The sequence below is a fragment of the Rhodoferax potami genome (assembly GCF_032193765.1).
Classification (GTDB): Bacteria; Pseudomonadota; Gammaproteobacteria; order Burkholderiales; family Burkholderiaceae_C; genus Allorhodoferax; species Allorhodoferax potami.
Genome location: NZ_JAVBIJ010000001.1, coordinates 450,505 through 469,518, shown reverse-complemented (window position 1 = coordinate 469,518; position 19,014 = coordinate 450,505). Strand labels below are relative to the sequence as shown.

At 64.4% G+C, this 19,014-nt stretch carries 16 protein-coding genes; 12 read left to right on the top strand and 4 right to left on the bottom strand.

Annotated elements, in window-relative coordinates:
• The first annotated feature begins 61 nt into the window (after window positions 1-61).
• The 5 genes from RAE21_RS02250 to RAE21_RS02230 all read left to right on the top strand — a co-directional run bounded on the left by RAE21_RS02250 (window position 62) and on the right by RAE21_RS02230 (window position 5,207).
• Window positions 62-1,615, top strand: coding sequence for an ABC transporter substrate-binding protein (locus tag RAE21_RS02250; RefSeq protein WP_313879955.1), 1,554 nt, complete (start codon window positions 62-64; stop codon window positions 1,613-1,615).
• Window positions 1,612-2,586: an ABC transporter permease gene (locus tag RAE21_RS02245; RefSeq protein WP_313879954.1), complete on the top strand. Its 975-nt coding sequence runs from the start codon at window positions 1,612-1,614 to the stop codon at window positions 2,584-2,586. Before RAE21_RS02250 ends, RAE21_RS02245 begins: the two co-directional genes overlap by 4 nt.
• Entirely contained in the window at window positions 2,583-3,407 is an 825-nt protein-coding gene (locus RAE21_RS02240) for an ABC transporter permease (protein ID WP_313879953.1), read from the top strand. Before RAE21_RS02245 ends, RAE21_RS02240 begins: the two co-directional genes overlap by 4 nt.
• Window positions 3,404-4,882: an ABC transporter ATP-binding protein gene (locus RAE21_RS02235; protein ID WP_313879952.1), complete on the top strand. Its 1,479-nt coding sequence runs from the start codon at window positions 3,404-3,406 to the stop codon at window positions 4,880-4,882. The genes RAE21_RS02240 and RAE21_RS02235 overlap by 4 nt, the downstream gene beginning before the upstream one ends.
• Window positions 4,883-5,009: 127 nt before the next feature.
• Complete coding sequence (locus RAE21_RS02230; protein WP_313879951.1) at window positions 5,010-5,207, top strand: hypothetical protein; 198 nt, start codon at window positions 5,010-5,012, stop codon at window positions 5,205-5,207.
• Between the two features lie 37 nt (window positions 5,208-5,244).
• Here RAE21_RS02230 and msrA read toward each other — a convergent pair whose 3' ends face one another.
• Window positions 5,245-5,787 (bottom strand): peptide-methionine (S)-S-oxide reductase MsrA, encoded by a 543-nt coding sequence (gene msrA / locus RAE21_RS02225; RefSeq protein ID WP_313879950.1) that lies wholly within the window; start codon window positions 5,785-5,787, stop codon window positions 5,245-5,247.
• 221 nt (window positions 5,788-6,008) lie between these two features.
• Here msrA and RAE21_RS02220 point away from each other — a divergent pair, with 221 nt between their 5' ends.
• Genes RAE21_RS02220 through RAE21_RS02195 form a run of 6 tightly spaced genes read left to right on the top strand, consistent with a single transcriptional unit; the run spans window position 6,009 to window position 13,465 of the window.
• Entirely contained in the window at window positions 6,009-6,686 is a 678-nt protein-coding gene (locus RAE21_RS02220) for a TetR/AcrR family transcriptional regulator (protein ID WP_313879948.1), read from the top strand.
• 15 nt (window positions 6,687-6,701) lie between these two features.
• Entirely contained in the window at window positions 6,702-7,835 is a 1,134-nt protein-coding gene (locus RAE21_RS02215; protein WP_313879947.1) for an efflux RND transporter periplasmic adaptor subunit, read from the top strand.
• The gene (locus RAE21_RS02210; protein WP_313879946.1) at window positions 7,835-11,023 is read left to right on the top strand and encodes an efflux RND transporter permease subunit; all 3,189 of its coding nucleotides are present in this window, start codon (window positions 7,835-7,837) and stop codon (window positions 11,021-11,023) included. Before RAE21_RS02215 ends, RAE21_RS02210 begins: the two co-directional genes overlap by 1 nt.
• 42 nt (window positions 11,024-11,065) lie before the next feature.
• On the top strand, window positions 11,066-11,719 hold the full coding sequence (locus tag RAE21_RS02205) for a protein-L-isoaspartate O-methyltransferase family protein (protein ID WP_313879945.1): 654 nt from the start codon (window positions 11,066-11,068) through the stop codon (window positions 11,717-11,719).
• Window positions 11,720-11,736: 17 nt separating this feature from the next.
• On the top strand, window positions 11,737-12,078 hold the full coding sequence (locus tag RAE21_RS02200) for a rhodanese-like domain-containing protein (RefSeq protein ID WP_313879944.1): 342 nt from the start codon (window positions 11,737-11,739) through the stop codon (window positions 12,076-12,078).
• 52 nt (window positions 12,079-12,130) lie between these two features.
• Window positions 12,131-13,465: a TolC family outer membrane protein gene (locus RAE21_RS02195; RefSeq protein WP_313879943.1), complete on the top strand. Its 1,335-nt coding sequence runs from the start codon at window positions 12,131-12,133 to the stop codon at window positions 13,463-13,465.
• On the opposite strand, the gene RAE21_RS02190 is transcribed toward RAE21_RS02195, so the two are convergent.
• From RAE21_RS02190 to RAE21_RS02180, 3 genes are read right to left on the bottom strand one after another with little or no spacing between them, the layout of a single operon-like run.
• The gene (locus RAE21_RS02190) at window positions 13,443-14,825 is read right to left on the bottom strand and encodes a 3-deoxy-D-manno-octulosonic acid transferase (RefSeq protein ID WP_428984053.1); all 1,383 of its coding nucleotides are present in this window, start codon (window positions 14,823-14,825) and stop codon (window positions 13,443-13,445) included. The two genes, RAE21_RS02195 and RAE21_RS02190, sit on opposite strands and share 23 nt — an antisense overlap.
• Window positions 14,826-14,842: 17 nt before the next feature.
• On the bottom strand, window positions 14,843-15,898 hold the full coding sequence (gene waaC, locus RAE21_RS02185; RefSeq protein WP_313879942.1) for a lipopolysaccharide heptosyltransferase I: 1,056 nt from the start codon (window positions 15,896-15,898) through the stop codon (window positions 14,843-14,845).
• Window positions 15,895-17,295 carry a phosphomannomutase/phosphoglucomutase gene (locus tag RAE21_RS02180; RefSeq protein WP_313879941.1) on the bottom strand — a complete coding sequence of 467 codons (1,401 nt, stop codon included), beginning with the start codon at window positions 17,293-17,295 and terminating at the stop codon, window positions 15,895-15,897. The genes waaC and RAE21_RS02180 overlap by 4 nt, the downstream gene beginning before the upstream one ends.
• 120 nt (window positions 17,296-17,415) lie before the next feature.
• Between RAE21_RS02180 and RAE21_RS02175 the strand changes: the two genes are divergently transcribed.
• Complete coding sequence (locus RAE21_RS02175) at window positions 17,416-18,993, top strand: Ada metal-binding domain-containing protein (protein WP_313879940.1); 1,578 nt, start codon at window positions 17,416-17,418, stop codon at window positions 18,991-18,993.
• Window positions 18,994-19,014: the final 21 nt, after the last annotated feature.

Below are 19,014 nucleotides of genomic sequence, written 5' to 3'. Positions count from 1 at the left end.
TAGCTACCTGCGCAATCTTGATGAGCGCTAGGACCTGATTTGACCTAAAAACCTCTGCACCATGACACTTGCACCCCCTCCATCCGCCCTGCGCCGCGCCCTGCTCTTGAGCGCGGCCGTATCCGTCTCCACGGCCATGGCCCAGACCGGTCCCACGACCAACGCCCGTGTACTCAAAGTCGCCGCCCCCTGGGAAATCGGCAGCCTGGACCCGTCCAAAACCGGCTACATCTTCACCCGCCTCGAAGTCACCGAAACCCTGGTCGATGTGGATGCCAGCGGCCAACTTGCGCCCGGCTTGGCTGTGCGCTGGGCGGTATCGCCCGACCAAAAAACCTGGCGCTTTGCCCTGCGCCCGGGCGCGGTGTTTCATGACGGCAGCCCGGTCACCCCGGAGGCGGTGGTGCGCAGCCTGCAGCGGGCACTGGCGCAACCGGGCATTCTGAAAAACACCCCGGTTCAACGGATTGCCGCAGTCAACGGTGAAGTGCAGATCGAGCTCAAACAAGCCTTCACCGCCCTGCCGGCTTTTCTGGCCCACAACAGCACCCAAGTGCTGGCCCCCGCTTCGTTTGCGGCAGACAACAGCGTACAGGCAGTGGTGGGCTCAGGGCCCTATAAGGTCGTGCGGGTCAATGCCCCGCAGAAGCTGGAGACGGCTGCCTTTGAGGGCTGGACCGGCAAGCGCCCTGCAGTGCAGCGCGTGGAATACCTGGCTACCGGCCGGGGCGAAACCCGGGGCATGCTGGCCGAGAGCGGTCAGGCGGACCTGGTGTTCACCCACGACGCCGTCGCCATCGAGCGGCTCAAGCGCAACCCCCGGCTGCAGTTCCACACCCTGCCGATTCCGCGCACCCTGTACCTCAAGGTCAATGCCGCGCACCCGCTGCTCAAGGACATCAAAGTGCGCCAGGCCATCAGCCTCGCGATTGACCGGCCCGGCATCGCGCAGGCGATTCTGCGGGAGCCCAAAGCCGCGGCCACCCAGCTTTTCAGCCCCGGCATGGCCGAGTGGCATGTGCCGGGTTTGCAGCCGCTGGTGCGCGACCCCGGCCGTGCCCGCCAGCTGCTGCAAGAAGCCGGCTGGGTTGCCGGCGCAGACGGCCTGCTGCGCAAAGACGGCCGCCCCTTCAAGCTGACCTTGCGCACCTTTTCAGACCGCCCCGAGCAGCCGCCCATGGCCACTGCCATTCAGGCGCAACTGCGGGAGGTCGGGCTGGACGTGGCGGTCGCCATCATGAACGCCAGTGACATTCCCGCCGGCCATCAAGACGGCTCGCTGGAGCTGGCCCTGGTCGCCCGCAACTACGCGCTGGTACCTGACCCGATCGGCAGCTTGCTGCAAGACTTCAGCCCCCAAGGCGGTGACTGGGGCGCCATGGGCTGGCAGAGCGCGCAAGTCACCAGCGCACTCGAGAGCCTGAGCACCACCAACGACCCGGCCCGCCGCTCCCGCTTGCGCGGCGCACTGTCCACCGTATTGCAGGCAGAGCTACCGCTGATTCCGGTGGCGTGGTACCAGCACACTGCCACCCACAGCAAACGGGTGGGCAACGTGAGCATCGACCCGCTGGAGCGCAGCTACCGCATCAGCCACATCACCTGGGGGCTATGAACATGGGCTGGACACTGGCTGCCCGGCAGGGCGCACGCCTGCTGGGCCAAGGCGCATTGGTCGCCGGCGCTGTCGGAGTGCTGAGTTTTGCCATGACCCGGGCGCTGCCAGGCGACGCGGCCTACCGCATCGCCGCCGGCCGCTATGGCTATGACATGGTCGACACCGCGGCCGCCGACGCGGTGCGCAGCGAACTGGGCCTGGACCGCAGCGCTGCCGAGCAACTGCTGGCCTGGCTGGGTGATCTGGCCCACCTGCGCTTGGGGCAGTCGATGGTGTCGGGCGACCCGGTGCTGGAAGAAATTGCGCACCAGCTCGGCCACACCCTGCAACTCTCGCTGGTAGCGTGGTTGGCCGCCATGGTGCTGGGCTTGCTGCTGGGCACCTGGGCCGCCCTGCAGGGCAGGCACTGGAGCACCCGCTGGATTGACCCGGCCTGCACCGTACTGCGGGCCAGCCCAGCCTTTTTGCTGGGCGTGGTGCTGATGCTGGGCTTGGGAGTGCACCTCGGCTGGCTGCCGGTGGCCGGCCACGGCGAGCCGGTTCATCTGGTGTTACCCGGTCTGGCACTGGCCTTGACGCTGCTACCCGGCATGACCCAGGTGGTGCGCACCCGGCTGCAACAGGTGTTGCGCTCAGACGCTTTTGAATTCGCCCAAACCAAAGGCTTGCCCCTCCCGGCGGCCCTGTGGCGCCATGCAGCAGCACCGCTGGCACTCGGCACCCTGGCCTATGCGGGCATGCAGCTGGTATTGCTGGTCGAAGGCGTGGTGGTGATAGAGAGCCTGGTCGCGTGGCCCGGTATCGGGCATGCATTGGTGCACGCTGTCATTTCGCGCGACGTGCCCATGATCCAAGGCACCGCGCTGGCCATGGGGCTGCTTTTTGTGCTGCTCAACGGCGTGATGGATGCCGCCGTGCAGTGGCTGGACCCGCGCCTGCGCGAGCCCGCGGGAAGGAGTGCCGCATGAGCACCATGACTCACATGGCGACACCGCTGCCCGCCGTCCGACACTCTTGGAGCTGGGGCCTACCGGTGCTGATGGCGGTTTTGCTGCTCGGCCTCATCAGTGTCTGGCTGGGGCAAAACCCGGCTCACCAAAACCTGAGCAACACCTTGGCTGCGCCCGGCCCCGCCCATTGGCTGGGCAGCGACCATTTGGGCCGGGACCTGATGGCGCGCTTGGGCGAGGCAATACGCGTTTCACTCTGGCTGGCGCTAGGCTCGGCCTTTTTGGCAGTCACCTTGGGCACCCTGCTGGGCCTGTGCGCCGCGTGGCGACGGGGCCTCACCGACCGGCTGCTGTGCCTGTGTGCGGACGGTGTAGCAGCAGTACCCGGCCTGCTGTGGGTGCTGCTGGTAGCCGCACTGGCGCCCGGCCAGAAGTGGGCGCTCTACAGCGGGCTGGTGCTGACAGCGTGGGTGGAGTTCTTCCGCCTGGTGCGCAGCCAAGCCCTTGCCACACTGGCCGGTGATGGCGTGCAAGCCGGGCGCTTGCTGGGCTTTGGCGCACCCTATTTGCTGCGCTGGTATGTGCTGCCGCCCATGGTGGGCGACTTGCTGCGCCTCTGGAGCTACGCCATTGCCAATGCAGTTTTGGCCGTGGCAGCGCTGGGCTTTGTGGGTGTGGGCTTGCGCCCACCGACCGCCGAACTAGGGTTGATGATGACCGAAGCCCTGCCCTACTACGACGCAGCGCCATGGCTGCTGGCAGCCCCGGTCGTTGTGCTGGTGCTAGTGGTCAGCGCCCTGCAATCCGCCACCCGGCAAGCTTTGAAAGACAGCGTATGAGCGCCCCCTTGTTACAGGTCGATGACCTGCGTATTCACCTGGCAAGCGCATCGCCCGGGTCTCACGGACGCGCCTTGCTGGAGGCCTGCAGCTTCAGCCTGCTGGCCGGTGAGCGGCTCACGCTGGTGGGCGAGTCCGGGGCGGGCAAGTCTTTGTTGGCACAGGCCATCATGGGTACCCTGCCCCCTGCTTTGCAGGCCAGCGGGTCCATCGCCATCGACGGCGTGGCCACCCACGGCCAACGCGAGCGCACGCTGCCCCTGTGGGGCCGCACAGTGATGATGCTGCCGCAGGAGCCGGGCACGGCACTCAACCCGCTGATGCAGGTGCACAGCCAGGTCGCGGAGGCCGGCCGGTACGCACGCGGCTTGCAGTGGCAGCACGCCCGGCAGGACGCGGAGCAGCAACTCCACTCTCTAGGGCTCGGTGCCGCCGCCCGCCTGTACCTGCACCAGATATCAGGCGGCATGGCGCAGCGCGTGGGGGTGGCCTGCGCCAGTGCTGCCGGTGCCCGCCTGCTGATTGCCGATGAGCCCACCAAGGGCCTGGACCCTGAAGCCTGCGCCCAGGTTGCTGCCTTGCTGATGGCCGCCCAAACGCAAGGCCAAGGCCTGCTCACCATCACCCATGACCTGGAACTGGCGGCCCACTTGGGCGGGCGGATCGCGGTATTGCGCCATGGCTGTATCGTTGAGCAAGGCCCTGCAACCGCGGTGCTGCAAGCCCCCCGCCACCCTTACACCCGCGAGCTGATGGCAGCCCAGCCGCAACACTGGCAGCCTTACCCGTTTGCAGCGGCTGCAAGCTCAGCGCCGGTGTTAGAGGCCCAAGGTCTTACCAAGCGGTATGGCGCGCGCACCCTGTTCGAGAACCTCGACTTGACGCTACACGCCGGCGAGGTGCTTGCCATCAGTGGCCCCAGCGGCTGCGGCAAGACCACCCTGGGCAATATGCTGCTCGGCCTGAGCCCGGCAGACGCGGGGAGCGTGCGGCGGCCCGGGCCAGCTGCCCCCTGGAAATACCAAAAGCTGTACCAAGACCCGCCTGCCGCCTTCTCGCCATTCCGCACCCTCGGACAGGCTTTGGACGATGCGCGCCACCTGCACTATTCCGGCTCTTCGCACCGCGCCCCGCAGTCGCCTGAGAGCGGGCAAGCGAAGTGGATGCAAGCCTTGGGCCTCTCCGACGCGCTGTTGGCACGCAAGCCCCATGAGGTGTCAGGCGGGGAGCTTCAGCGTTTTGCGCTGTTGCGGCTGATGCAACTGCAGCCGGCCTTTATTTTTGCGGACGAGCCGACCTCGCGCCTGGACCCAATCACCCAGCGGGACACCATGCGGGTGATCTGCGACAGCGCCGCCCAACAAGGCTGTGCGGTGCTACTGGTCAGCCACGACGCCCACCTTGCCCGCCACAGCAGCCACCGCCATGTGCAAATGGCGGACCTGACGATGCAGGCCGCGGCCACTCCAGCCTGAGCACCCTGCGATGGCGCGCGGGGGTGCCATCGCAGCTCAGCGGCCCTTTTTGCTATACATTCAGGAGCTCTACCTGTAGATTCAACGGGCGCTCAAAGCGCTTGACCTTGTTATCCCCAAGACTGCTATGCCTGATAAAAAAGAACCCAAGCTCTGGCTGACGATCCTCAAGCTGGTGGGCGGTGCTGCGGTGCTGGTCACCGCGTTTTGGCTTTTTTTGACATTTTTGGACGGCTACTCCGAGGACACCTCCCCCGCACCCACCAGCAGGTCCAAGATGGACTGGGGTATCGCCAACGACTCACCAATCCCGAGCCGCCGCTAAGGCCTGCTGCGGGCCGGCCACCACCCGCAGCCCGGGCTCACGATTTTTGCAGGCGGGCAAAGGTCTTGCGAAACTTTGCCACCTTGGGTGCTGCCACCGCCATGCAGTAACCCTGATTCGGGTTGCGTGCGAAAAAATCCTGGTGGTAGGCCTCAGCGGGCCAGTAGTTCTGCAGCGCCGACACCTCCGTCACAATGGGCCGGTCGTAGTGCTTGCTAGCCGTCAACTCGGCCAACAGATCGCGCGCCACCGCCTCTTGCTCGGGCGTTGAGACATAAATGCCACTGCGGTACTGGGTACCTGTGTCATTGCCCTGGCGGTTCAGGGTGGTCGGATCGTGGATGACAAAGAAGATTTCCAGAATCTCGCGGGTGCTGATGACCGCCGGGTCATAGACCAGCTTCACCACCTCGTTATGGCCGGTGGTGCCGGTGCACACCGCTTCATAGCTGGGTTGGTGCACATGGCCGTTGCTGTAGCCGGACTCCACATCCACGATCCCTTGCACCTCTACAAACACCGCCTCTGTGCACCAAAAGCAGCCGCCGCCCAGGGTGATAGTTTGGAATGTGTGGTTCATCAGTTACTCCGGAGTTGAAAGACAAGGCCGCGCCCGCGACCCATGCAGTTCAGTCGGCGGGCCGGCCTGCATCTTACGGAGGCGCAGTGCACCGCGGCTACGGCACCTGCAAAGCACCTGAACTTTGCACAACTTTGCCAAGGCCCTCGCACCCCGGGGGCCGCTTGGATTGACACTCCATGGGGGCTCCGCTACATTAATAACCAATCAGTCAGTAATTTATGCCCAGCCTTCCTAGCCTCTGTGAAATCACCGCCCAAGCCCGCGCCAAGCGCGAGCGCCGCAAAGATGCGCGCCCCGGCGAACTGCTGGAAGCGGCCTTGGAGCTGTTTGTAGAAAAGGGCTTTGCAGCCACCCGCGCAGAAGAAGTAGCCAAGCTGGCTGGCGTCTCCAAAGGCACCCTGTTTTTGTACTTCTCGAGCAAAGAAGAGCTGTTCAAGGCGGTGGTGCGCGAAAACATTTCGGGCCGCTTCACCGAGTGGAGCGCCGAACTGGAGGCTTTCGAGGGCAACAGTACCGAGCTGCTGCGCTATTGTTTGATGGCATGGTGGGAACGTGTGGGCTCGACCAAGGCCTCCGGCATCTCCAAGCTGATGATGAGCGAAGCGGGCAACTTTCCCGAGCTGGCGGCGTTTTACCAGGAAGAGGTGGTCCTCCCGGGCAACGATCTGATCCGGCGGGTGCTCCAACGTGGGGTAGACAGCGGTGAGTTCCGCCAGCTTGATGTGGAATACGGTGTGTACCTGTTGCTCGCCCCCATGATGTTTTTGGCGCTGTGGCGTCACTCGATCGGCTTGTGTACCGCGCACGACGCCACGCTGGACCCGGTGGCCTACCTCAACACCCATATAGACAACCTGCTGTTGGGCCTGCGCGTGCGGCCGGAAGCAGGCTCTTAATTTTCGGCACTGACCATGAAACCTTGGATCAAATGGACATCGGCAGCACTCGCTGTGGCGGTACTCGCCGGCGTGGGCCTGCGCTTGGCTGCAAGTAACAAAGCAAAAAAAACCACCCTGGAGGCACAACAAGCCGCCCTGCAGGTACCGGTGCGGCTGGAGCTGGCACCGGGCGACCTGATCCAAGCGCGGACGTTAGACCTCACCCGCAGCCTGCCGGTCTCCGGCCCGATCAAGGCCGTCAACTCCGCCTTCGTCAAAGCCCGTGTGGCCGGCGAATTGCAAGGCCTCACGGTGCGCGAAGGTGACCGGGTGCAAACCGGCCAGGTTCTGGCAAGGGTGGACGCCACCGAATACCAAGCCCGCACACGCCAGGCCCAGCAACAGGCTGAATCGACCAAAGCCCAAGTTGACATTGCCCGCCGCAGCTTCGACAACAACCGCAAGCTAGTGGATCAGGGGTTTATTTCGCAAACCGCGCTTGAATCCTCCAGCGCCAGCCTCGCCGCCGCCGAAGCCTCGTATCGCGCAGCCATGGCCGCAGCTGACATCGCCCGCAAATCGCTGGACGACACCGTCCTGCGGGCCCCGATCACCGGCCAGGTTGCGCAGCGCCTGGCACAACCCGGCGAGCGCGTGGCCATTGACGCCCGGGTGCTCGAAGTGGTGGACCTGAACCGCCTGGAAGTGGAAGCCAGCCTCGCTGCGGCCGACTCTATCGGGGTGCAGGTCGGCCAGGCCGTGCGCCTGAATGTTGAAGGCTCCAACCGCAGCCTGACCGGCAAAGTGGTGCGCATCAACCCCAGCGCCGTCGCCGGTAGCCGGTCCGTGCTGGCCTACCTGAGCCTGGACACGACCGAAGGGCTGCGCCAAGGGCTGTTTGCCCAGGGCAGCATTGCCATTGGAGTCAGCCGCGCCCTGGCGGTACCGGTCTCCACCATTCGCACCGACAAACCGCTGCCCTATGTGCAATGGGTACAAGACAACAAGGTCGCCCACCAGACCGTGACCCTGGGCGAGCGCGGCGAAGCCGAAGGCGTGCCCATGGTGGCGGTGACCGGGCTGACAGAAGGCAGCCAAGTGCTTTCGGGCGCCGTCGGCGCACTGCGTGCGGGTACCGCTATCAAAACCGTAGCGGGTAGCAACTGATGTGGTTCACCCGCGTTAGTTTGCAAAACCCGGTGTTTGCCACCATGGTCATGCTGGCCCTGGTGGTGTTGGGCATGTTCTCCCTGCAGCGTCTGCAGGTAGACCAGTTCCCCAGCATCGACTTTCCAGTGGTGGTGGTGATTACCGACTACCCCGGCGCATCCCCCGAAATTGTGGAGAGCGAAGTCTCCAAAAAGGTGGAAGAAGGCGTGAACGCCATTGCCGGCATCAACGCGCTCACCTCGCGCAGCTACGAAGGCCAAAGCCTGGTGATCATCGAATTCGGCCTGCATGTGGACGGCCGCAAAGCTGCAGAAGACGTGCGCGAGAAAATTGCCACCGTCAAACCCCTGCTGCGCAGCGAAGTCAAAGAACCCCGCGTCCTGCGGTTTGACCCCTCGTCCCGAGCCGTCTGGTCGGTAGCAGTATTGCCCGACACCCAAAGCGGCACCGCCCTGAGCGCGGTAGAGCTGACCAACTGGGCAGAACAGAATTTCAAAAAGCGGCTGGAGAACGTGCGCGGCGTGGGCTCGGTCACCCTGGTGGGGGGTACCAAGCGCGAAATCAACCTCTACCTGAACCCGCAAGCGCTGGAGTCGTTCGGCATCACGCCCGACCAGGTGGTGAGTGCGGTCGCCGCGGAGAACCAAGACCTGCCCTTGGGCACCCTGCAATCTGACACCCAGGAGCGGGTGATCCAGATCCAAGCGCGTATGCAGCGCCCCGAAGATTTCGGCCGCATCATCGTGGCCCGTAAAAATGGCACCCCGGTGCGGCTGGACCAGGTGGCCCGTGTGGCCGATGGCGCCCAGGAGGCCGAGACCCTGGCCCTCTACAACGGCCAGCGCACCCTGCTGATGAATGTGCAGAAGTCGCAAGACGAAAACACGATCGTGGTAGTGGACGGCCTGGTCAAAGCACTGGCGGAGATGCAAAAACAGCTGCCCCCGGGCGTGCGGCTGGAGCAAATTACCGATGGCTCGCGCCAGATCCGGGTGTCGGTCAACAACGTGCGCCAGACGCTGATTGAGGGCGCGGTGCTCACCGTGCTCATCGTGTTCTTGTTCCTGAACTCGTGGCGCTCCACCGTCATTACCGGCCTCACGCTGCCGATTGCGCTGATCGGCACCTTTCTGTTCATGGATGCCTTCGGGTTCACCATCAACATGATCACCCTGATGGCCCTGTCGTTGTGCGTGGGCCTGTTGATTGACGATGCGATCGTGGTACGCGAAAACATCGTGCGCCACGTGCAGATGGGCAAAAACGCCTATCAAGCGTCGCTGGACGGCACCCAGGAGATTGGTCTCGCGGTGCTGGCCACCACGCTGTCCATCGTGGCGGTGTTTCTGCCCATCGGGTTCATGGGCGGCATCATCGGCAAGTTTTTTCACGAATTCGGCATCACCATCGTGGCGGCGGTGCTGATTTCGATGTTTGTGAGCTTCACCCTCGACCCGATGCTCTCCAGCATCTGGCACGACCCGAGCATTGAACACCACGGCAAAGCGCGGGATGGCAGCCAAGGCCCCTTGGGCCTTTACGACAAGACGATTGGCCGGGTGACCGGTTGGTTCGACCGCGGCACCGAGACCTTGGCAGAGGGGTACCAAAGCATCCTGCGCTGGGCGCTGCTGCACAAGCTGGCCACGGTGTTGATAGCGGTGGCCATCTTTGTCGGCAGTGTCTTCATGGTGCCTTTGCTGGGGACGGAGTTTGTGCCCAAGTCCGACTTCTCTGAAACCTCGCTGACCTTCAACACCCCGGTGGGCTCGTCGCTCGAGGTCACCGAAGCCCGGGCCAAGCAGGTCGAAGCCATCATCCGCGAGTTTCCGGAGGTGCGCTACACCCTCACCACCATCAACACCGGCAACGCCCAAGGAAAGATTTACGCCAACATCTACATCCGGCTGGTAGACCGCAAAGACCGCAACCAGAGCGTGGACCAGATGTCGGTGACGCTACGCCAACGTCTGCGCAATGTGGCGGGCATTACCGTCACCCACGTGGGTCTGCTGGACTCGGTGGGGGGCCAGAAGCAAATTCTGTTCTCCATCCAAGGACCGGACACCCGGGAGCTGGAACGCCTGACCACCCTGGCCTTGGAGAAGGTGCGCGATGTGCCCGGCCTGGTGGACCTCGACTCCAGCATGAAGCCCAACAAGCCTACGCTGGAAGTGCAGGTCAAACGCGAAGCCGCCTCGGACCTCGGGCTGAACGTCACCCAGATCGGCAGCAGCCTGCGCACCCTGATTGCCGGCAAGACCGTCGGCAACTGGCGCGCACCGGATGACCAGACCTACGACGTGAACGTGCGCCTCGCACCCGATGCGCGCAATGCCGCGGCGGACCTGGAGCGACTGCCCTTCACCGTGGGCAGCAATGCCGATGGCAGTGCACGCATCGTCCGGCTCAACCAGGTGGCGAATGTGCGTGATTCCACCGGCCCCAACCAGATCAACCGGCGCGACCTGACCCGTGAAGTCTCCATCAGCGGCAACGTGTCAGGCCGCTCGGCGGGCGAAGTGTCTGCCGACATCCGCGCCGCCATGGACAGCATCAGCCTGCCGCCCGGCTACAGCTACAAATTCAGCGGCTCCACCAAAGACATGGCAGAGGCCTTTGGTTACGCCATCTCAGCGCTGGTGCTGGCCATTGTGTTCATCTACATGATTCTGGCCAGCCAATTCAAGAGCTTTTTGCAGCCGCTGGCGCTCATGACATCTCTGCCGCTCACGCTGATCGGCGTGGTGCTGGCGCTAATGATGTTCAACTCCACGCTCTCCATGTTCTCCATCATCGGGGTGGTGATGCTGATGGGCCTGGTCACCAAAAATGCGATTTTGCTGGTGGACTTTGCCATCCGCGCCCGTGAAGACAGCACCGACGCGCAGGGCCGCACGGTACCGGGCCTGCCCCGCTCGGAGGCCTTGCTGCTGGCCGCCAAAGTGCGCTTGCGCCCCATTTTGATGACCACCCTGGCCATGATCTTCGGCATGGTGCCGCTGGCCTTTGCCCTGAGTGAAGGTGCCGAAATGCGCGCCCCCATGGGCCAAGCGGTGATCGGCGGGGTGATCACCTCCTCGCTCTTGACGCTGGTGGTCGTGCCGGTGGTGTATTGCTACATGGACGACCTTGCGGCCTGGGCCCTGCGCCTATGGCGCAAAGCGCCCGCCCCCGGCCGGTAAAATTTGTCACACCTGTTTAACGTGACCCAAGGAAACTTCGCCATGCATTCGAACCAAGCCCGCTTCAACATGATCGAGCAACAAATCCGTCCCTGGAATGTGCTCGACCTCCAGGTGCTGGAGTTGCTGGGCACCATCCACCGCGAAGACTTTGTGCCGGAAGCCCACCGCGCCCTAGCTTTTGCCGACACTGAGATCCCGCTCCCTGCAGGCCAATGCATGCTGGCACCCCGTCTGGAAGCCCGCATGCTGCAAGACCTGATGGTGCAGCCCCACGAAACCGTGTTGGAAGTCGGAGCAGGCTCCGGCTTCATGGCCGCCTTGCTGGCGCACCGCGCACGCCAGGTGTTGACCCTGGAAATCGTGCCGGAACTCGCCGCCATGGCCCGTAGCAACCTGGCCAAAGCCGGGCTGGGCAACGTCACCGTGCGTGAAGCCGATGGCTCCAAGCTGGGTGCGTCCGAAGGCAAGTTTGATGTGATCGTCCTCAGCGGCTCGGTCGGCCAGGTTCCACAAGACCTGCTCAAACACCTGACCATCGGCGGTCGCTTGGGCGTGATCGTGGGCGATGACCCGGTCATGCAATGCACCATCGTGACTCGCACCAGCGAAACCGACTTCCGCAGCTCGGCCACCTGGGAAACCGTGGTCCAGCGCCTGCAAGGCTTTGCAGAACCAGCACGCTTCCAGTTCTAAACCCCGAAACGAATCGCATGATCAGTCAAATCCGTCCCACCGACCTCGAGGCCTGGTACGCCAGCGTCGAAGGCAGCGGCCAGCCCTTGGTGCTGGATGTGCGCGAGCCCCACGAGCTGGCTTTGGCTAGTGTGGTGCCGGACGGATTCGAAGTCATAGGGATTCCCATGGGGGTGATACCGGTGCGCCTGACCGAGCTGCCCACCGACCGGCCGATTGCCTGCTTGTGCCACCACGGTGCGCGCAGCATGCAAGTTGCCATGTTTCTGCAAAGCCGCGGCTTCGCAGAGCTGGCCAATATCGCCGGCGGTATTGAGGCCTGGTCGGCCGAGCGCGACAGCACCGTGCCACGCTACTGACCGCACCGCCCCGAGACCCTGTTTTTTGACCTTCCGACTGAGAAAGCCCTTCATGCACCGCCTTTTCACCCCTCGCCTGCCTGTGTTGACCATGGCGCTGGCCGTCGCCGGTTTCGGCGCCGCCGTGCCGGCATCGGCCCAAAGCCTGCAAGACCTCTACACCGCTGCGCGCGGTTATGACGCCAGCTACCAGTCCGCCAAGAGCTTGTTTGATGCCAACCTGGCCAAAGCAGAGCAAGCCAAAGCCTTGTTGCTGCCCAGTGCCAACTTTGCCCTCGGCGCAAGCCGCTCCAACCAGGAAGTGCTGCCCAACCCCGATCGCAGCTTTGGCGCGCAAACTGCCACGATCAGTGCCTCGCAGCCTCTGTACCGCCCTGTCAACAAGGCCAATTACGACCAAGGCATGAAGAGCGTAGAAGCCGCAAAAGCCCAGCTGCAGTCCGCCGAACAAGACCTGATCGTGCGGGTGAGCCAAGCCTATTTTGATGTACTGGCCTCCACCGACAGCCTGACCTTCGTCAAAGCCCAGAAAGCGGCTGTGGCTGAGCAACTCGCGTCTGCCAAGCGCAATTTCGAGGTGGGCACCTCCACCATCACCGACACCCGCGAAGCCCAGGCCCGCTTTGATCTGGTGGTCGCCCAGGAACTCGCGGCGGAGAACGATCTTCGAGTCAAAACCATCGCCCTCAACCAGCTGGTCGGCATGAGTAATGCCAGCCCCAAGCCCTTGGCAGCGCCGGTCGTTTTGGCACCGCTGGAGCCGGCCAACCCCGAAGCCTGGGTGCAGCAAGCGGATGCCCAGCATCCGGCGCTGACCCAACTCAAGGTGGCGCTGGATGTGGCCCAACTCGAAACCACCAAAGCCGAAGCCGGCCACAAACCCACCCTCGACCTCACGGGCAGCTACTCCGCGGTCAACAACAACGGAACCTCGACCGCCGTGGCCGATACCCGGGTGAATGTGGCGACCGTGGGCTTGAGCTTCAACCTGCCTTTGTTTGCCGGCTTTGCCACCCAAAACCGCATCAAGGAAACCCTGGCGCTCGAAGACAAGGCCCGCACCGACCTCGAAGCCAGCCGTCGCACGATCGCGCAGGCCACCCGCACCGCATTCTTCGGAGTGCAAAGCGGGCAGGCACAGGTCAAGGCGCTGGAAGCTGCCGAGGCCTCCAGCCAGAGCGCTTTGGAGGCCAACAAGCTGGGCTACCAGGTAGGTGTGCGCATCAACATCGATGTGCTCAACAGCCAGAGCCAGTTGTTCAGCACCAAGGCCAGTTTGTCCAAGGCGCGTTACGACGTGTTGGTCGGCGGCCTGAAGCTCAAGCAGGCAGCCGGCACCCTGAAGGCCGACGACCTCGCGCCCATCAACAGCCAGCTGGTGCCGTAATAGCGATCCGGCGCACGACAGCGGCCACTTCGGTGGCCGTTTTCAATGCAGCGCCGCGGTGCGCGGCACCCAAGCCCAGAGCCGCGTCTTGCATGCCGTGCAAGCGGGCAGCATCACCCGCCGTTGCCGCCGCTTCCGTCACGGCGTGGGCGATGCCCTCGCACCGCTGGGCGGCGCCGGCCTCCGCCGCCAGCGTGGAGGCTTCTGTGAAATTGAAAAGGTGCGGGCCCATGAAAACCGGCACACCGCAGGCCGCTGCCTCGATCAGGTTCTGCCCGCCCAAGGGCGCAAAGCTGCCACCCAGCAAAGCCACATGGGCCATGCCGAAGTACAGCGCCATTTCACCCAGCGAGTCGCCCACCCACAGGTCCGCATTCTCTGGTCCTTCACCCCATTGGCTGCGGCGGGACACGGTGTAACCGGCATCGGCAAACAACTGCGCGACTTCGGCAAAGCGCTGCGGATGGCGTGGCACCACCAGCAGCTGGAAGGGCATTCGTGCGCTGGTTTGCGCGCTATTTGCTATCGATTCAGGAGCTGCTTGTGCAATATCCACCTGCGCTAAAGGCCACTTTTGTTTCAAAACGTCGAGCAGCATCTGCTCTTCGCCTTCCCGCGAGCTGGCAAACATCAGCACCGGGCGACCCGCGCCTGCGCGCCAAGCACGGCCCTGGGCCAGCAGCGCGGCGTTGGGGGTGGCGTCGAATTTGAAATTGCCCAAGACAGCTTGCACTGGCGCACCCAAGGCGCGCAGGCGCTGGGCATCCGCTTCGCTCTGGGCCCACACCGCATGCAGGCCACGATAGGCCGGGCCGGCCAGCCAGCGCAGGCGCCGGGATTGCTGGTAGGTCTTGTCGCTCATGCGGGCGTTGACCAGGCACAGGGGCACGCCGCGCTGTGCGCAGCCGGCCACCAGGTTGGGCCAGACCTCAGTCTCCATAAGCAGGCCCACGTCAGGCCGGAAGTGCGCCAAAAAGCGGCCCACCGCTGAGGGCGTGTCCCACGGCTGCCAGACCTGCACATCGCCCGGCTGCAGCAAAGCCTTGCCAGCCTCACGGCCTGTGGCGGTGCCGTGGGTCAGCACCAGGCGCATGCCAGGCAGGCTCTCGCGCAAGCGCGCCAGCAAAGCGACAGCGGCACGGGTTTCACCCAGTGACACTGCGTGCAACCAGACCACCGGTGCACCACCCGCTGCGGCGGCAGGCCGTGGGGCGAAGTGAACCGCATCGTCGTAATGGCCGAAACGCTGCTCCACCCATTCGCCATACAGCGGCTCTACTTGGGCGCGGCGGGCCAGTTTGCGGCGCACCCAAGGCTGGGCGGCATAGGTCAACAAGGAATAGAGGGCACGCATCATCATGGTGGGTGGGCGCAGATTCAGCGGCTCAGCACGGGGGTCGCCAGCGACTCCCACGCGGACCACACGGATTCCACATCCGGGTACGGCTCTTCGAAAACGCTGCATTGCCGCGCGGGCTTACCCCGCGCATCCAGCGCTGCCGGGCCGGTGCGCCAGGCGGTGTCGAAGTTGTAGATCTGCACATGCGGCAGGTCGAGTGCGACCGCAATATGGCTCACGCCGCTGTCTACCCCGACCACGCCTGCGCAATGGGCCAAGGTGTCAGTCAGCACATCCAGCCCCACGGCGGGCAATACCCACGCAGACTCCAGCCCGGCGGCGATCGCCCGGCTGGTCTCCAGCTCGCGGGCGCCGGCATGGGGCAAGGCCACACAAAAGCCAGCGTTGTTCAACCGGCGGCCCAAGGCCACCCAGTGGTCCAGTGGCCATTCTTTGTCGGCCCGCGAGGTGCCGTGCACCAGCGCCACCAGCGGCTTGCGGGGCACAAAGGGGTTTTCAGCATGGCCCAGGTGTTTGGGCAGCGGCGCACTCAAGGCGCAATCCTTGCCCACCAGCCCGAAGCGCAGCGCCTCTGCATGGGTGTAGCCCAGTGCCTGGGCACACAGCAAGCGACCGCGCTGCACCGCATGCACATGGGGCTCCAGCGTGACGGCCGTGTCGGCCACCCAGCGGGTGGGCGCCTCGTAGCCCGAGCCTTTGGTCTGGTTGGCCATAGCGTAGCGGCGCCCTTCCGGCGTGGTGCGGGCAAGCCAAGCCACCAGTGCGGACTTGCTCAGGCCTTGCAGGTCAATCACTGCGTCATAGGCGTCTTGCTGCAGGTCCTCCTTGAAGCTGCGCCAAGCGGCACGGGTCACAGCGGCAAATGGCTTTTTGCTCCAGGCGCGGATGTCACACGGAATCACACGCGCCACGCCTTCGCAGCGCGCCACCAGCGGCGCAAAGCCGCGCTCCACCACCCAGTCAATGCGGGCCCGGGGAAATGCGGCGCGCAGGTCTTGCACTGCCGGCATCGCATGCACCACATCTCCCAAAGACGAGAGTTTGACGATCAAAATCTTTTGAGGCGCTTTCAATGGGAAGCCTCCACGAGCATGGCATCGGGTCGGATGCGGCGCACCCACTCCATCAGCAAGGCCTGAATGCGGGCCAGCGCTTCGGGCGTGCGGCCTTCGCAGCGCATCACTAGCACCGGGGTGGTGTTGGAGGCTCGCAGCAGGCCGAAGCCATCGGGCCAGTCCACGCGCAGACCGTCTACGGTGTTGAGGCGGGCATATGCACCCGGTGTGAGTGTGGCGAGTAGCTGATCCACCAAGGCATGGGCTTCGCCCTCTTGGCAGGCAATGTGCAGTTCAGGAGTAATGTAGCTATCGGGTAGCGCGTGCAGCACGGCGTTGGCGTCCGCACTGCGGCTCAGCACTTCCAGCAGGCGACAGGCGGCATAGGTGCCGTCGTCAAAGCCGAACCAGCGGTCGCCGAAAAACAAGTGGCCGCTGACCTCGCCGCCCAAAGGGGCATTTAACTCGCGCATCTTGGCTTTGATCAGCGAGTGGCCGGTGCGGTCCATCACCGGCATGCCGCCGGCGGCCTCGATCACCGGGGCCAATCCTTGGCTGCATTTGGCATCGAACACGATCGCTGCGCCGGGGTGGCGCGTCAGCACATCGGGGGCCAGCAACATCAGCTGTCGGTCGGTATGGATGGTTGCCCCATCGCGGGTGACCACCGCCACGCGGTCGCCATCGCCATCGAAGGCCAAGCCCACTTCGGCATCGCCATCGCGCAAGGCGCGCACCAGGTCCGCCAAGTTTTCAGGGCGGCTGGGGTCGGGGTGATGGTTTGGAAAGTTGCCATCCACCACGCTGTGCAGTTCCTGCACCTCGCAGCCGATAGCGCGCAACAAATCAGGCGCGCTGGCACCGGCTACGCCATTACCGCTGTCCACCACCACCTTCATGCGGCGGGCCAGCTGAATGTCTTGGACGATGCGCGCGCGGTAGGCGGGCAGCACATCAGCCATTTGCACAGGCGTGGCAGGCAAGGGCGCCACGTCAGCGACCGGGCTCGCCAGCAGCGCCTCCATGCGCTGGCGCAGGTCCTGCACCGCGTCGCCATACAAGGCCTGGCGGTGCAACACCATCTTGAAGCCGTTGTCGTTTTTGGGGTTGTGGCTGCCGGTCACCTGAATGCCGTGCTGGCACAGGGTGTGGGTTGCGAAGTACAGCTGCGGCGTAGTGCTCTGGCCGATGTCGATCACCTGCACGCCCGCATGTGACAGGCCAAGTATCAGCGCCTCTACCAACGCAGGGCTGCTCAGCCGGCCATCGCGGCCCACCGCCACCACACCGCCGCCCTGCTCGCGCACCAGCGCGCCAAAGGCACGGCCCAGCAGGTGTGCCACCTCGGGCGACAGCGTGGAGGGTACGGTACCGCGGATGTCGTAGGCTTTGAAAATTCGGGGGGACAGGAGCATGCAGCGCAAGGGTTCAGATAGGGCCAAAACCGCCTTCTGGCGGGTGGGCTGGATTGTAGGCGGCAGGCACATGTCCGGAAACGGCTACACCGGCGGGCGGCGCTGCGTATCATCAGCCGCATGCCCTCCACCCAGCCCCTTGCCAACCCTGCCCCAGAGTCGCCAGCCGACGACGCTGGCCGCTACCTGGCGCTGCAGGCGCGGGATGCCCGGTTTGACGGACGCTTTTTCACCGGGGTAACCAGCACCGGCATTTACTGCCGGCCGGTCTGTCGGGTGCGCACTCCCAAAGCAGAAAACTGCCGCTTTTTTGAGCGCGCGGCCCAAGCAGAAGCTGCAGGCTTTCGCCCCTGCCTGCGCTGCCGCCCGGAGCTGGCACCCGCGCAGAACGCGGCACTGCACTGGAGCACCCAAGACGCCAGCGCCATGCTCGCATTGCAAGCCGCAGACCTGATGGAACACCCCGCACAAGCCGATGACGCCCCGGGCATCGCATCCATCGCGGCCCGGCTGGGTATCAGCGACCGGCACTTGCGCCGCATCTTCGAGGCACATTGGGGCATTACGCCACTGCGCTACTTGCAAACCCGCCGCTTGCTGACTGCCAAGCAGCTCCTCACCGACACGAGGCTGCCCGTGGCGGACGTAGCCGTGCTCAGCGGATTTGCCAGTGTGCGCCGCTTCAACGCCGTCTTTGTTCAGCATTACCGGCTACAACCTACGGCGCTGCGCAAGTCGATACGGCCCCCCTCACACTTGTCGCCAACTTCACTGGCAAGGGTCGGCGATCCAGTGCGCGATCTGGCGTCTGAGGCCGCAGCTTTCCGTTTTCAAGCCGCTTACCGCCCGCCCTACAACGTCCAGCACCTACTGGATTTCTTTGCCAACCGCGCCATTGCCGGTGTCGAATCGGTGGACGCAGCGAAGGGATTGATCCGGCGCTCTATCAGCTTGCCCCACAAAGGCACCATGCTGCGCGGGTGGGTCGAGGCGCAGTGGGTCACGGACCAACACCGGGTTCATTTACGTATTAGTGAGTCATTGGCCAGTGCCCTGCCAGTAGTGCTGACCCGCATACGCGCCTGGCTGGACCTGGATGCGGACCCGGCTGCGATGGACCCGATGTTGTGCGCCGACTTTGCGGGGAGTGAAGGCATGCGGGTGCCCGGCACCCTGGACGGGCTGGAGCTGGCTGTGCGCGCCATCTTGGGCCAACAAATCACCGTGAAGGCCGCCCGCACCCTGACCGCACGGCTGGTGGACCATTGCGGCATTCCACTAGCCCAAGCGCCTGAAGGTTTGGCGCGTTGCTTTCCGGACGCCGCCACGCTCGCTGCGCTGTCGCCTGATGCATTAGGCCGCCTGGGCCTCGTCAAGCAACGGCAACAAGCGATTCTGTCGCTCGCCCACGCGGTGCAATCCGGCGCACTGCACCTGCAACCCGGCGGTGATGTAGCTGCCACTATGGCGCAACTGCAGTCCTTACCCGGCATAGGCGCATGGACCGCGCACTACATCGCCTTGCGGGCGCTGCGCTGGCCGGATGCGTTTCCTTCGGGCGATGTCGCGTTGCAGTCCGCACTCGGCGTGCGTGAGGCCAGCAACCCCGCTACGGCAGCTGAGGCTCTGTCACAACGCTGGCGGCCCTGGCGGGGCTATGCCACCGTACGCGCTTGGCAGTCACTATCAAAAACATAGCTATTTGCGCATATTCCATGA

Excerpts from the sequence above, each read along its gene's own strand:
- RAE21_RS02250 (WP_313879955.1), top strand. The coding sequence starts at position 62 with ATGACACTTGCACCCCCTCCATCCGCCCTGCGCCGCGCCCTGCTCTTG.
- RAE21_RS02245 (WP_313879954.1), top strand. The coding sequence starts at position 1,612 with ATGAACATGGGCTGGACACTGGCTGCCCGGCAGGGCGCACGCCTGCTG.
- RAE21_RS02240 (WP_313879953.1), top strand. The coding sequence starts at position 2,583 with ATGAGCACCATGACTCACATGGCGACACCGCTGCCCGCCGTCCGACAC.
- RAE21_RS02235 (WP_313879952.1), top strand. The coding sequence starts at position 3,404 with ATGAGCGCCCCCTTGTTACAGGTCGATGACCTGCGTATTCACCTGGCA.
- RAE21_RS02230 (WP_313879951.1), top strand. The coding sequence starts at position 5,010 with ATGCCTGATAAAAAAGAACCCAAGCTCTGGCTGACGATCCTCAAGCTG.
- msrA (WP_313879950.1), bottom strand. The coding sequence starts at position 5,787 with ATGAACCACACATTCCAAACTATCACCCTGGGCGGCGGCTGCTTTTGG.
- RAE21_RS02220 (WP_313879948.1), top strand. The coding sequence starts at position 6,009 with ATGCCCAGCCTTCCTAGCCTCTGTGAAATCACCGCCCAAGCCCGCGCC.
- RAE21_RS02215 (WP_313879947.1), top strand. The coding sequence starts at position 6,702 with ATGAAACCTTGGATCAAATGGACATCGGCAGCACTCGCTGTGGCGGTA.
- RAE21_RS02210 (WP_313879946.1), top strand. The coding sequence starts at position 7,835 with ATGTGGTTCACCCGCGTTAGTTTGCAAAACCCGGTGTTTGCCACCATG.
- RAE21_RS02205 (WP_313879945.1), top strand. The coding sequence starts at position 11,066 with ATGCATTCGAACCAAGCCCGCTTCAACATGATCGAGCAACAAATCCGT.
- RAE21_RS02200 (WP_313879944.1), top strand. The coding sequence starts at position 11,737 with ATGATCAGTCAAATCCGTCCCACCGACCTCGAGGCCTGGTACGCCAGC.
- RAE21_RS02195 (WP_313879943.1), top strand. The coding sequence starts at position 12,131 with ATGCACCGCCTTTTCACCCCTCGCCTGCCTGTGTTGACCATGGCGCTG.
- RAE21_RS02190 (WP_428984053.1), bottom strand. The coding sequence starts at position 14,825 with ATGATGATGCGTGCCCTCTATTCCTTGTTGACCTATGCCGCCCAGCCT.
- RAE21_RS02180 (WP_313879941.1), bottom strand. The coding sequence starts at position 17,295 with ATGCTCCTGTCCCCCCGAATTTTCAAAGCCTACGACATCCGCGGTACC.
- RAE21_RS02175 (WP_313879940.1), top strand. The coding sequence starts at position 17,416 with ATGCCCTCCACCCAGCCCCTTGCCAACCCTGCCCCAGAGTCGCCAGCC.